The 12,341-nt window shown below is 68.8% G+C and carries 12 protein-coding genes; 9 read left to right on the top strand and 3 right to left on the bottom strand.

Annotation, left to right across the window (positions count from 1 at the left end; all coding sequences use genetic code 11):
* Positions 1-202: 202 nt before the first annotated feature.
* The 9 genes from KA217_05890 to KA217_05850 all read left to right on the top strand — a co-directional run bounded on the left by KA217_05890 (position 203) and on the right by KA217_05850 (position 9,334).
* The gene (locus KA217_05890; GenBank protein ID MBP7711982.1) at positions 203-2,143 is read left to right on the top strand and encodes a polysaccharide biosynthesis protein; all 1,941 of its coding nucleotides are present in this window, start codon (positions 203-205) and stop codon (positions 2,141-2,143) included.
* A gap of 24 nt (positions 2,144-2,167) precedes the next feature.
* Complete coding sequence (locus KA217_05885; protein ID MBP7711981.1) at positions 2,168-2,590, top strand: hypothetical protein; 423 nt, start codon at positions 2,168-2,170, stop codon at positions 2,588-2,590.
* Positions 2,591-2,619: 29 nt separating this feature from the next.
* On the top strand, positions 2,620-2,769 hold the full coding sequence (locus KA217_05880; GenBank protein ID MBP7711980.1) for a hypothetical protein: 150 nt from the start codon (positions 2,620-2,622) through the stop codon (positions 2,767-2,769).
* 26 nt (positions 2,770-2,795) lie between these two features.
* Positions 2,796-4,631 (top strand): carbamoyltransferase, encoded by a 1,836-nt coding sequence (locus tag KA217_05875; protein MBP7711979.1) that lies wholly within the window; start codon positions 2,796-2,798, stop codon positions 4,629-4,631.
* A gap of 1 nt (position 4,632) precedes the next feature.
* The gene (locus KA217_05870) at positions 4,633-5,616 is read left to right on the top strand and encodes an NAD-dependent epimerase/dehydratase family protein (GenBank protein ID MBP7711978.1); all 984 of its coding nucleotides are present in this window, start codon (positions 4,633-4,635) and stop codon (positions 5,614-5,616) included.
* A complete protein-coding gene (locus KA217_05865; protein MBP7711977.1) occupies positions 5,606-6,688 on the top strand; it encodes a glycosyltransferase family 4 protein in 1,083 nt (360 codons plus the stop codon). The genes KA217_05870 and KA217_05865 overlap by 11 nt, the downstream gene beginning before the upstream one ends.
* Before the next feature lie 47 nt (positions 6,689-6,735).
* A complete protein-coding gene (gene galU / locus KA217_05860; protein ID MBP7711976.1) occupies positions 6,736-7,629 on the top strand; it encodes a UTP--glucose-1-phosphate uridylyltransferase GalU in 894 nt (297 codons plus the stop codon).
* A 64-nt stretch (positions 7,630-7,693) separates the two neighbouring features.
* Positions 7,694-8,962 (top strand): glucose-1-phosphate adenylyltransferase, encoded by a 1,269-nt coding sequence (glgC, locus tag KA217_05855; GenBank protein MBP7711975.1) that lies wholly within the window; start codon positions 7,694-7,696, stop codon positions 8,960-8,962.
* Positions 8,963-9,040: 78 nt separating this feature from the next.
* Positions 9,041-9,334: a hypothetical protein gene (locus KA217_05850; GenBank protein MBP7711974.1), complete on the top strand. Its 294-nt coding sequence runs from the start codon at positions 9,041-9,043 to the stop codon at positions 9,332-9,334.
* A 55-nt stretch (positions 9,335-9,389) separates the two neighbouring features.
* Here the strand turns inward: KA217_05850 and KA217_05845 are convergent, their stop codons facing one another.
* From KA217_05845 to KA217_05835, 3 genes are read right to left on the bottom strand one after another with little or no spacing between them, the layout of a single operon-like run.
* Positions 9,390-10,526, bottom strand: a complete 1,137-nt coding sequence (locus KA217_05845; protein ID MBP7711973.1) for an ABC transporter permease — start codon at positions 10,524-10,526, stop codon at positions 9,390-9,392.
* Positions 10,523-11,617 (bottom strand): biotin/lipoyl-binding protein, encoded by a 1,095-nt coding sequence (locus KA217_05840; protein MBP7711972.1) that lies wholly within the window; start codon positions 11,615-11,617, stop codon positions 10,523-10,525. Before KA217_05840 ends, KA217_05845 begins: the two co-directional genes overlap by 4 nt.
* Positions 11,614-12,318 carry an ABC transporter ATP-binding protein gene (locus KA217_05835; GenBank protein MBP7711971.1) on the bottom strand — a complete coding sequence of 235 codons (705 nt, stop codon included), beginning with the start codon at positions 12,316-12,318 and terminating at the stop codon, positions 11,614-11,616. Before KA217_05835 ends, KA217_05840 begins: the two co-directional genes overlap by 4 nt.
* Positions 12,319-12,341 lie beyond the last annotated feature (23 nt).

Genomic DNA, 12,341 nt, shown 5'->3' with positions numbered 1-12,341 from the left:
TGCGGTGGCGGTGTTATCCTTGGCTGGCAGTTCGCGGCCAGCGGAGTCCGCACTGCGGCCCGTTGTCCAGGTGGTGGACTCGCTGGTGCCCCGCTCGTAGAGGATCCTGCCGGTCGGCCCGGAGTTGTCAGGCTTCCTTTGGGGCTTGCGGCTGCGGCCTTCCGCTGGGGCTGCGATTCGTTTTGTGCATCGTCCGGCTGGAATGGATCGCGTAGGGCGTTGGGCGGGGCCAGTGAATTCCGAGAATCTACCCGACTGGGTCAGTCGCCTTCGCCACCGGGCGACCGCGTTCACCCACGACCTGTTCATGATCCCGGTCGCGTGGATGGGGGCGTTCTGGCTTCGCTTCAACCTGGGCAGCATTCCGCCGGACTACCTGGGGCAGGCACTCACGCTCCTCCCGGTGGTGGTGACGGTGCAGGGGGCGGTCTTCTGGTCGATGGGCCTCTATCGGGGCGTGTGGCGCTTCGCCTCGCTGCCCGACTTGCTGCGAATCCTGAAGTCGACCGCGCTCGGGACGGTCCTGCTCGTCACAGCCGTCCTGCTCCTGACCCGTATGGAGTATGTACCCCGCTCGGCGTTCGTACTCTACGCGATTCTGCTGCCGCTGCTTCTCGGAGGCCCCCGGCTCGCCTACCGCTGGACGAAAGACCGTCGGCTGTACGCAGGGTCGGGTAAGCGGGCGCTGATTGTTGGGGCCGGGCGTGCCGGCGAGCTGCTGGTGCGCGACCTTCTGCGCGACCCGCGCTGGGGATACGAGCCGGTCGGCTTCGTGGACGACGAGGCGCGCAGGTTCGGCCGCGAGGTCCACGGCGTGCGGGTCCTCGGGACGACCGAGCAGCTGCCAGCGCTGGCCCAGCAGTACGCCATCGAGATGATCCTGATTGCGATACCTTCGGCTGGTCGCCGGACGATGCAACGAATCGTGACTCAGTGCGAGCAGACGGGTGTGCCGTTCCGGACGCTGCCGAGGCTGCACGATGCCCCTTCGGCTCACCTGTCGGCGCAGGACCTGCGCGAGGTTTCCATCGAAGACTTGCTGGGCCGGGAGTCCGTCACACTCGACTGGTGGGCAATCACTCAGGGTCTCTCCGACAAGGTCGTGCTGATCACTGGCGGTGGCGGCTCCATTGGCTCCGAGCTTTGCCGGCAGGTCGGCCGGCTCGGACCCAAGGCGCTGGTGGTCTTCGAGAATAGTGAGTTCAACCTCTTCAGGGTCGAGCAGGAGTTCCGCGGGTCATTTCCAAACGTCACGCTGCGAGCGCGACTCGGTGACATCTGCGACGTGACTGCCGTGAGTTTTGCGTTCTCGGACGTTCAACCCGACATTGTCTTCCACGCCGCCGCCTACAAGCACGTGCCCATGCTCCAGGACCAGACCCGCGAGGCGGTTCGCAACAACGTTCTCGGCACGCGCAATGTCGCCCAGACGGCCGTGGCCTTCGGCTGCGAGGCCTTCGTGCTGATCTCCACGGACAAGGCGGTTAACCCGACGAACGTGATGGGGGCGACCAAGCGGGTCGCGGAGATGGTCTGCCAGAACCTGAACGGGCAGGGGCGCACGCGTTTCATCACGGTGCGCTTCGGCAACGTGCTCGACTCCGCCGGCAGCGTGGTGCCCACCTTCCGGGAGCAGATCGCCGCAGGCGGTCCGGTGACGGTGACGCACCCGGACATCACGCGCTACTTCATGACCATCCCGGAGGCCTCGCAGTTGATCCTGCAGGCGGCGGTGGCCGGGAAGGGCGGTGAGATCTTCGTTCTCGACATGGGTGAGCCGGTCCGGATCCGGGACCTGGCCGAGCAGATGATCCGGCTCTCCGGCAAGCGGCCGGGCGTCGACGTGCCGATCGTCTTTACGGGTCTGCGTCCGGGGGAGAAGCTCTACGAGGAGCTCTTCCACGAGGAGGAGCAGCCGGTGCCGACTGCTCACGAGAAGCTGCGCCTGGCCCACGTCCGGGAGGTGGATCAGGAAACGTTGGCCCGGTCGCTCGAGGAGATGGAGGCGGCTTGTGCCGCCTACGACGAGCAGCGCCTCGTCCACCTGCTGAAGGTTCTGGTGCCGGAGTTTGGGGAGGCGAGGAGGGGTGGCGTCGAGCCGGCGGCCAGCAGTGTCGTGGTGCCGGATCCGGCGAATGGCTGAGGGAGGTTGGGGACGAGCCGCGGGATGACTTCACACGAATCTCTGGACCGCGAGCCGGAGGTAGCCAGCTCTTCGAACCGCGCCTTCGGTTGGGTTTTCACGGTCTTCTTCCTCGTCCTGGCGCTGCTCCCGTTCCTCTCCGGCGGAGGCGTTCGGTACTGGGCGCTGGCGGCGGGTGGCGCGATGGCAGCTGTCACGCTCGTTCGCCCATCCCTGCTGGGTGCGCCGAACCGCGCCTGGACGCGCCTGGGCCTCTGGCTCGGGCGGCTCGTGAGCCCGGTGATGGCGGCGGTCGTCTTCTACGGGGTCGTGGCGCCGATCGGGCTCGCCATGCGTCTCGCCGGCAAGGACCCCCTGCGGCTGCGGCGCGAGCCGGATGCGCCGAGCTACTGGATCGTGCGCGATCCGCCCGGCCCGACGCCGGAGTCCATGTCCGATCAGTTCTAGGCTATCCGACCCGTTCCAGGGCGAACTCCATGTCCTTCATCCGAGAGTTGTGGCGGTTCATGCGGGTGCGCAAGAAGTACTGGCTGCTCCCGATCCTGCTGGTGCTGGCCCTGCTGGGAGCGCTCATCGTGCTGACCCAGGGGACGGCGGTGGCGCCTTTCATCTACACGCTCTTCTGATTCCCCCAGGTCCAGGAGGTCTTGGCGTGCAGGTGCTCGGTATCTCGGCCTTCTACCACGACAGCGCGGCCGTGCTGGTGCGCGACGGCGCGGTCGTGGCCGCAGCCCAGGAGGAGCGCTTCACCCGCAAGAAGCACGACTCGCGCTTTCCGCGCCACGCGGTCGAGTTCTGTCTCGCGCACGCCGGGACGACGCTCGATGCGGTCGACTACGTCGCCTTCTACGACAAGCCGTTTCTCAAGTTCGAGCGGCTTCTAGAGACCTACCTCGCCTTCGCACCCCGGGGGTTCTCCTCGTTCCGTGTGGCGATCCCGGTGTGGCTTCGGGAGAAGCTGTTCCTGAAGGACCTGCTGCGACGGGAGCTCAAGCGCTGGGCGCTGCGCTACCCCTGGGAAGAGCGTCTGCTCTTCGGCGAGCACCACCTGAGCCACGCGGCGAGCGCCTTCTACCCCTCGCCGTTCGAGAAGGCGGCGATCCTCACCCTGGACGGGGTCGGCGAGTGGACCACCACCTCGCTCGCGCAAGGGGAGGGCAACCGCATCCAGATCCTGCGGGAGATCCACTTCCCGCACTCGCTCGGCCTGCTCTACTCGGCCTTCACCTACTACACCGGCTTCAGGGTCAACTCGGGCGAGTACAAGGTGATGGGGCTCGCGCCCTACGGCGAGCCGCGCTACGCGCAAGCCATTCTGGAGGATCTGATCGATCTGAAGCCCGACGGTACCTTCCGCCTGAACCTGGACTACTTCGATTACTGCACCGGCCTGACCATGACCAACCGGCGGTTCGACGAGCGCTTCGGCGGTCCGCCGCGCAAGCCGAGCGAGCCGGTCACCCAGCGCCACATGGACCTGGCGGCGTCGGTCCAGGCGGTCACCGAGGAGGCGATGCTCCGCCTGACGCGCTCCGTCGCGCGGGAGACCGGGGCCGAGAACCTCTGCCTCGCGGGCGGTGTGGCGCTGAACTGTGTCGCCAACGGCAAGGTCCTGCGCGACGGGCGCTTCAAGAGGCTCTGGGTGCAACCTGCGGCAGGTGACGCGGGCGGCGCGCTTGGCGCGGCGCTTGCCGCCTATCACGGGTTCGCCGGCCAGCCCCGGGAGGCCGACGGCAGGACCGACCGGATGCAGGGGTCCTACCTCGGCCCCGCGTTCGAGCAGCAGGACATCGAGCGCCGGCTCACCGCCGCGGGGGCTCGTTTCGGAGTGCTGCCCTCCGATGACGTGCCCCGGGCATGCGCCCGCGAGATCGCGGAAGGGCGGGCCCTCGGCTGGTTCCAGGGGCGCATGGAGTTCGGGCCGCGGGCCCTTGGGGGCCGTTCGATCCTCGGGGACGCCCGGTCGCCCACGATGCAGCGGATGCTGAACCTGAAGGTGAAGTACCGGGAGTCCTTCCGTCCCTTCGCGCCTTCGGTGTTGCGCGAGCGGGTCGCGGACTGGTTCGAGTTCGACGGCGACAGCCCCTACATGCTGCTGGTTGCCGATGTGGCCAAGGGCCGGCGGCGAGCGATGTCGGACGAGGAGCAGGCGCTGTTCGGGATCGAGAAGCTGAACGTCCCGCGCTCGGAGATCCCGGCGGTGACCCACGTGGACTACTCGGCCCGCATCCAGACAGTGCACCGGGAGACCAACCCCCGCTATCACGCGCTGCTCTCGGAGTTCGAGGCCCTCACCGGCTGCCCCGTGGTTGTGAACACGAGCTTCAACGTCCGCGGCGAGCCGATCGTCTGCACTCCGGAGGACGCCTTCCACTGCTTCATGGGGACGGAGCTCGATACCCTGGCGGTGGGGAACTGCCTGCTCCTCAAGGAGGCACAGGACCCCGCCCTGCGGCGCGACTACGCCGGCGCGTTCGAGCCGGACTGACGTGACGGTCCTGGTCACGGGCGGTTCCGGCTTCGTCGGCCGACGGCTCGTCGGTCACCTGGTGAGCCGGGGAGGCGTCGTGCGCGTCCTGTCCCGCAGTGGGTCCGGTGCACCGCCCGCCGGTTGCGAGACGGTGACCGGTGACCTGGAGGACCCCCGATCCCTGGAGGCGGCCTGCCGCGGCGTCTCCGCCGTGTTCCACTGCGCGGGCTACGCCCACGCCGGCAGTGCCGAGTCCCCCGTGGAGGCCGAGCGGCACTGGCGGGTCAACGCCCTCGGGTCCCGGGATCTCGCGGAGGCGGCGGGAGAGGTCGGGGTTTCTCGTTTCGTGCTTCTCGGCACGGTGAAGGCGATGGGCGACCCGGGCTCCGGGTGCGTCGACGAGGATTGGGCTGGCCCTCCGGCGACGCCCTACGGACGCGCGAAGGGGCAGGCCGAGCAGTGGGTGCGGGAGGCCGGCGAGCGGTACGGCATGGCCGTCGTGGTTCTCCGATCCGCCATGGTCTATGGCCCGGGGGGCAAGGGGAATCTCCCCAGGATGGTCGCCGCGATCCGCCGCGGACGTTTTCCGCCGTTGCCCCAGGTGCGAAACCGGCGCTCGATGGTGCACGTGGAGGACCTGGTCCAGGCCACCCTGCTGGCGGCGGACCGTCCCGAGGCGGTGGGGCGGACCTACATCGTGACGGACGGCGTCGACTACTCGACCGGGGAGGTCTACCGCAGGGTGCGCGCGGCGCTCGGCCTCGAGCCCGCCCGCTGGGCGTTCCCCGCGGCCCTCCTGCGGTTCCTCGCCTGGACGGGCGATCTCCTGCGCGCCCTCAGTTTACCCACACCCCTCGACTCGGGTGTCGCGGAGCGCCTCCTCGGCTCCGAGTGCTATCGCTCGGACCGGATTCGGCAGGAGCTCGGGTACCGTCCCACGCGCACGCTCTGGGACGCCCTGCCGGACGTCGTCGCTGCGGCGTCCAGACCCGATGCCCTCTAGCCTCGCGCCGGTCAACCCATTCGTGGCCCTCGCGGCCCTCGCGCCCCTCGTGGCCTTCGGGGTGGCGGCGGCGGCCGTCGCCGTCCTGGCGCACCCCCGCTGGGGGCTGCCCATCCTGGACCACCCGAACGAGCGCTCCCTCCACGAGCGGCCCACCCCGCGCACCGGGGGGATTGGCATCGTCGCGGGTCTCGTCGCGGGTCTCGTGGCCGCTCTCCTCGCGGGCTCCCTGTCGGCGGCCTCCGGCGGCCCGCCGGGTGGCGCACTGGCCGCGGTGCTCCTCGGGGCGGCCGCGGTGGCCGCGGTATCCTTCGCGGACGACCTTCGGCCCCTGCCCCCGGCGGTGCGGCTCGTCGTGCACGTGGGGGCGGCGGGCGGCCTCGTCGCCGCCGGTCTCTCTCCGCCGGCCCTCGAGCTTCCCGGTGCCGCCTGGGCCTGGCCCGCCTGGCTCGCGGCCGGGGTGTCCGTGCTCGCGACGGTCTGGATGACCAATCTCTACAACTTCATGGACGGGATGGACGGCTTCGCGGGTGGGATGGGCGTCTCCGGGTTCGGCGCGCTCGCCCTCCTGGGGCTGCTCGGCGGGCGGTTCGACTACGCGCTCGCCAGTGCGGTGGTGGCTGCGGCGTCCGCGGGGTTCCTCCTCTTCAACTTCCCCCCTGCGCGCATCTTCATGGGCGACGTGGGGTCCTCGACCCTGGGCTTCCTCGCCGCGGGCTTCGCCTTGTGGGGGCATCGCGGGGGTTTCTTTCCCCTGTGGGTCGCGGCCCTCGTGTTCTCGCCCTTCGTCGTGGACGCGACGGTCACGCTCGTGCGGCGTGCGCTCGCCGGCGAAAAGGTCTGGCACGCCCACCGCTCCCACTACTATCAGCGTCTGGTGCGCCTGGGCTGGACCCACCGCAGGACCGTGCTCGCGGAGTACTCGCTCATGCTCGCCTGCGCGCTCTCGGCGCTGCTCGCCGTCGCCGTGGTGCCGGGGGCACAATGGGCGCTGATCGCAGGGTGGGTGGTCGTGTACGCTGTGCTCGCCCTGTCCGTCCCGCGCCTGGAGCGACAGGCGGGGAAGAGCTGACGCCAGGCCGTGGTTGACCCAGAAACGATTCTCCAGCGAGTCAAACGATGATCCGACCGATCCGCAAGGCCGTTTTCCCCGTTGCAGGCATGGGCAGCCGGTTCCTGCCGGCGACCAAGGCGAACCCGAAGGAGATGCTCCCCATCGTCGACAAGCCGCTCATCCAGTACGCGGCGGAGGAGGCGGTCGCGGCGGGGGCGACGGAGCTCATCTTCATCACCGGGCGGAACAAGCGCTCCATCGAGGACCACTTCGACAAGGCCTACGAGCTCGAGACCGAGTTGGAGAAGCGCGGCAAGGAGAAGCTGCTCGCCCTGGTGCAGCAGGTGCTGCCGGACAACGTGGCCTGCATCTACATCCGCCAGGCCGAGCCGCTTGGGCTCGGGCACGCGGTGCTGTGCGCCAAGCCGGTGGTGGGGAACGACCCCTTCGTGGTCATCCTGGCCGACGACCTGATCGACGGGGGTGACCTGAACTGCCTGCAGCAGATGGCGCGGGTCCACGAGGCCCACGGGGGGGCGAGCGTGCTCGCCGTGGAGCCGGTGAACCCCCTGGAGACGGACCGCTACGGCATCGTGAAGACCGAGCCGGTGGCCGACCGGGTGGGACGGGTCGAGCGCATCGTGGAGAAGCCGAAGCCCGCCAACGCCCCCTCGAACCTGGGCGTCGTGGGTCGCTACCTGCTCTCGCCCCGCATCTTCACCCTGCTGGAGCAGACCGAGCGGGGTGCGGGCGGCGAGATCCAGCTGACCGACGCCATCGCCATGCTGCTGGCGGAGGAGCCCGTGATGGCCTACCAGTTCCGCGGCAAGCGCTACGACTGCGGCGACAAGCTGGGCTATCTGGTGGCGACGGTGGAGCACGCGCTCGCGCACCCCGAGCTGAAGGAGAGCTTCGCCGAATACCTGGGCCGCTACGTGGGCGCGCGTCTGCCGCGCTGAGGGTCGTCTTGGCCTGCAGGGCCGGGGCTCCTCGCGAGCTCCGGCAGGACCTCGGGAGGGCGTCATGCAAAACGAATTCAACGCACGCCTGGTGAATCGCCTCACGCGCAACGCGCTCGCCCTGGTGCTCGCGGGGGGGCGAGGCTCGCGCCTGGAGGAGCTCACGCGGTGGCGGGCCAAGCCTGCCGTTCACTTCGGCGGGAAGTTCCGCATCATCGACTTCGTGCTCTCCAACTGTGTGAACTCCGGGATCCGCCGCATCGGCGTGCTGACCCAGTACAAGGCGCACTCGCTCATCAGCCACCTGGTCCGGGGCTGGACCGGGCTGCAGAGCGAGTTCGGGGACTTCCTCGAGATCCTGCCGGCGTCTCAGCGTACCTCGAACAACTGGTACGCCGGGACCGCGGACGCGCTCTACCAGAATCTTGACATCATCCGCACCTACCGGCCCGATTTCGTCTTCGTTCTGGCAGGCGACCACATCTACAAGATGGATTACGGCCCGATGCTCCTGTTCCACCGGGAGCACGGGGCGGACATGACCGTGGGCTGCGTGCAGGTGGGCCTGGAGGAGGCGAAGGGCTTCGGCGTGATGGCGATCGACGCCGACGGGCGGGTGCGCGGCTTCGAGGAAAAGCCGGCGCAGCCCCGACCGATGCCGGATTCCCCGGGGCAGGCGCTCGCCTCCATGGGGATCTACGTCCTGAACACCGAGTTCCTCTTCGAGGAGTTGATCCGGGACGCCCGCAACCGGGACTCCGACCACGACTTCGGCAAGAGCATCATCCCCGACCTGATCGGGCGCGCGGCGGTCTACGCCTACCCCTTCACCGACCCGGTGACCGGTCAGCAGGCCTTCTGGCGGGACGTGGGGACGGTGGACGCGTACTGGTCCGCGAACATGGAGCTGGTGGAGCCGGCGCCGGAGCTCGACCTCTACGACCAGCAGTGGCCGATCCGCACCCACCAGGCCCAGCTGCCGTCGGCCAAGTTCCTGCTGAACGACGAGGACCGCTGCGGCGTGGTGGTGAACAGCGTGGTGTCGGGGGGCTGCGTGATCTCCTCGGCGCGCCTGAGCCGCTCGCTGCTCTTCTCCAACGTCAAGACAAGGCCGGGGTCGATGATCGGCGACTCGGTCATCCTGCCCGAGGTGGAAGTGGGGCGCGACTGTCGGGTGCACCGGGCGGTCATCGATCGCGGTTGCCGCCTGCCGGACGGGCTGGTGGTCGGCGAGGACCGGGTGGAGGACGCCCGCCGCTTCCGGGTCACCCCGGGCGGCGTGACCCTGGTTACCCCGGACATGCTCGGGCAGCGGCTGCACGCCGTGGAGTGACATCGGCGCAGGGCTGGCCATCGGACGAGCGGTGGAGTGATATCGGCCGAGGGCCGGTCATCAGAACGAGGAGGCGAGATGGCGAAGGGCAGGACGCGCAAGCGGGTCGGCAAGGCGGTGAAGGAGCGCTCGTTCCAGGCGACGCACTGCGTCGGCTGCGCGCGCGAGTTCCAGGGGGGCGAAAAGATCGCGCTGATGGCCTTCACGCCCCAGGCCTGGCCCGACCGCCGGTATCAGTACCCGCTCTGCCAGTCCTGCCTCGCGGTCGTGGAGACCGACCCCGGCATCCAGGGGAACATCGAGGCGTGGCTGGTGCGCTTCAACCCCGAGCTCGGCCGCAAGCACCAGGAATCGCGACACGAGGAATTGTGACACGACGAATCGTGACAGGGGATCGTGACACGACGAAGCGTGAGCCGCGGCCGGGTCAGGCGCGGAAGATGTCGAAGGGCTCGATGCGCAGCACCCTGCGAACCCCGATGTAGCTCGAGATGCTCGCGATGACCACCACCATGAGGAGCGCCAGACCCAGGTTGTCGTAGGTGATCATCGCCGCGTAACTCGGCAGCCGGAGCTTGGCGATGCCGATGAGCACCGCGCACAGGCCGACCCCGAGGCCGTATCCGGTGACCGAGGTGAGGAAGGCCTGGAACAGGATCATGACGACCAGTTCGTGGCTCTTGGCCCCGATGGCCTTGAGCGCCCCGAACCGCTCCAGGTTCTCCAGGATGAACGTGTAGAAGGTCTGCCCGGAGATCGAGAGCCCGACGATGAAGCTGATGACCGTCATCAGCAGCAGGTTGGTGCCGACGCCCGTCTGGTACTTGTAGAACTCGGAGATCTTCTCGATGAATTCCTCTTTGGTGAGGGCCAGGTAGCCGAGCCGCGCGATCTGGACCTTGATGCCCGGGATGTCTGCCGGGCTCTTCGGCTCCACCAGGATGTAGGACGTCGTGAAACGCATGGACGGGATGTACTGCACGGCCTTGCTGTAGGTCGTGTAGAGCGAGGGCATCCCGAAGAGGCCGCTCGAGGCGACCTTCGCGATGCCCACGATGACGCCCCGGTGGTCGTTCACTTCGAATTCGGTGCCGACCTCAGGGTTCTTCAGCTTGCGGTACTCGGTGTCGCGGACGACGATGAAGGCGCTCTCCGCGTAGATGTCCTCGATGTTCCCCGCCATCATCTCGGGGCGTCCGAAGAGGCTCGTGTCGTCGAGCCCGAGGACGGTGACGGACTGGTAGACGCCGTCCCGGAGCTTCACCAGCGCCGACCCGGAGTACAGGGGAACGGCGTACTTCACACCCTCGGCGCTGCGCGCGGCGTCCAGCACGTAGCCAGGCATCGGCAGGCTGTTCGCCACGGTGTTCACCGAGGGGTCCATGACCCAGACGCTCGCGCCGATGTTGCTGACCGTCGCGGAGGCCTTGTTCAGGATCCCGGCGAAGAGCGAGGTCATCTGCACCATCAGGAACACGGCGAAGGTGATGCCCACCAGCAGCGCCGTGAACTTCCCGCGGTCGTTCACGAGCAGCTTGAAGGCGAGGCGCAGCATGCCGGTCACGAGGCGCTCTCTTCGCCGATGTACACGTCCACGAGCTGCCCGGGGTAGAGGGCCATCCCGGCGGGCTTGGAGAAGCGGAAGATGAGCGGCAGCACCCTCACGTCGACCCGCTCCGTGCGCTGATTCGAGAGCGCGATCTTGGGGCCCACGTAGGGTTGGGTGCGCACGTACTCGAGCGGCAGGCTGAAGCTCGTGCCGCGCACGAACATGGCGGCGCGCAGGCGCTCGGGGGGCGGGAGCCGGGGCACGAGGATCTCGTCCACGTAGCAGCGCACGGCGAGGTACTCCTGGGGGCCGCCCATGACCATGATCGGTGTGAAACCGCCGGTGTAGGTGCCGTAGGACCCCTGGGGAGAGATGTAGCTCCCGACCGCCGCCCGCACCGAGAGGATGACGCCGTCGATGGGCGCCTTGATCGTGTAACGGTCGAGCTGTGCCGCGGAAGCGAGATAGGCGTTGTGCAGCGCGTCGTACTGGCGCTGCTGGTTTTCGATGTCGTAGCTCCAGGCCCCGGCCCGGGTGAGCTCGAGCTGGCGCTGGGCGACCTCGACGCCGGCCGCCGCCACCCGGGCGGCGTTGGCGGCGTTGTCCACGGTGTCCTTGCTGACCGCCTTCGCGTCGGTCTCGTAGAGCCGGCTCTGCTTGTCGTACTGGTCCTGCGCGGTCTTGAGGGTCGCGCGCGCGAGCCCGAGCTGGGCCTGGGCGACTGCCAGGGTCTCGGGACGGGGCTCCGCCTTCAGCGCCCTCAACTGGTTGAGCGCCGCCTCGGCCTGGGCCCGCTGCTGCTCCACCACGGCCCGCTGTACGGAGTCGTCGATGGTGAGGAGCGGCGTCCCCCGGGTGACCGTCTGGCCCTCGCTCACCAGGATGCCCGAGACCGTGCCGGAGACCTCGGGGAACAGGTTCACGTTCTCGCCGTTGCTCTGGGCGCTCTCGATGATCCCGTTGGCGTAGATGCCCCGCGGGTAGGGGTTCGGCGCCGGGCTGAAGGCGGGGGGCTGATGGGTGCGCGGGACGTTGAAGTAGTAGGCGCTCGCGAGACCCGTGAGGAGTCCGGCGGCGGCGAGGAAGAAGATCAGTCTGCCTTTCATTTGGGTGCGTCCTCGAGCCCCGTGATCCGGCCGTCTTCCATGTGCATGATGCGGTCCGCGTACTCGTAGATGCGGCTGTCGTGGGTGACGATCAGGATCGCGCGGGTGGCGGTGAGCACGTTCGCCTGGACGAAGGAAAGGATCCGGCGGCCGGTCTCGCCGTCGAGCGATGCGGTCGGCTCGTCGAGAATCAGGAGGTCCGGCTGCGCGATCATGGCCCGGGCGATGGCGACCCGCTGCTGCTCGCCTCCGCTCAGCTTGACGGGCGGGAGCTCGGCCCGGTCGCTGAGACCGACGACCTCCAGGTACTTGTGGGCCTCATCGAGCGCGGCCTTCCAGTGCCGGCGCTTGAGGATGAGGGGAATGGCCACGTTCTCCGCGGTCGTGAGACGCGGGAAGAGGTGGTAGTCCTGGAACACGAATCCCACCGACTGCAGCCGGAACTCGGCGAGGCGGCTGTTGCCGAGCGTCCAGATGTCGGTCCCCTTCACCGTCACGCGGCCCGCGTTGGGGCGCAGGATCCCGGAGACGATGCTGAGGAGCGTGGTCTTGCCGCTGCCCGAAGGCCCGACGAGGTAGAGCATCTCGCCGAAGCGGGCCTCGAAGGAGACGTCGTTGACGGCATAGGTGCGCCCGTCGCCGGCGCCGAACCACTTGACGAGGCCCGTCGCGTGGATGGCCGATGCGGCCGTGGCGGTCAAGGCCCGCCCGGGCCCGGCGGGTG

Source organism: Gammaproteobacteria bacterium (assembly GCA_017999615.1).
Classification (GTDB): Bacteria; Pseudomonadota; Gammaproteobacteria; order JAABTG01; family JAABTG01; genus JAGNLM01.
Note: the sequence above shows the minus strand (reverse complement) of the source record. Positions and strands in the feature narration are given on the sequence as shown.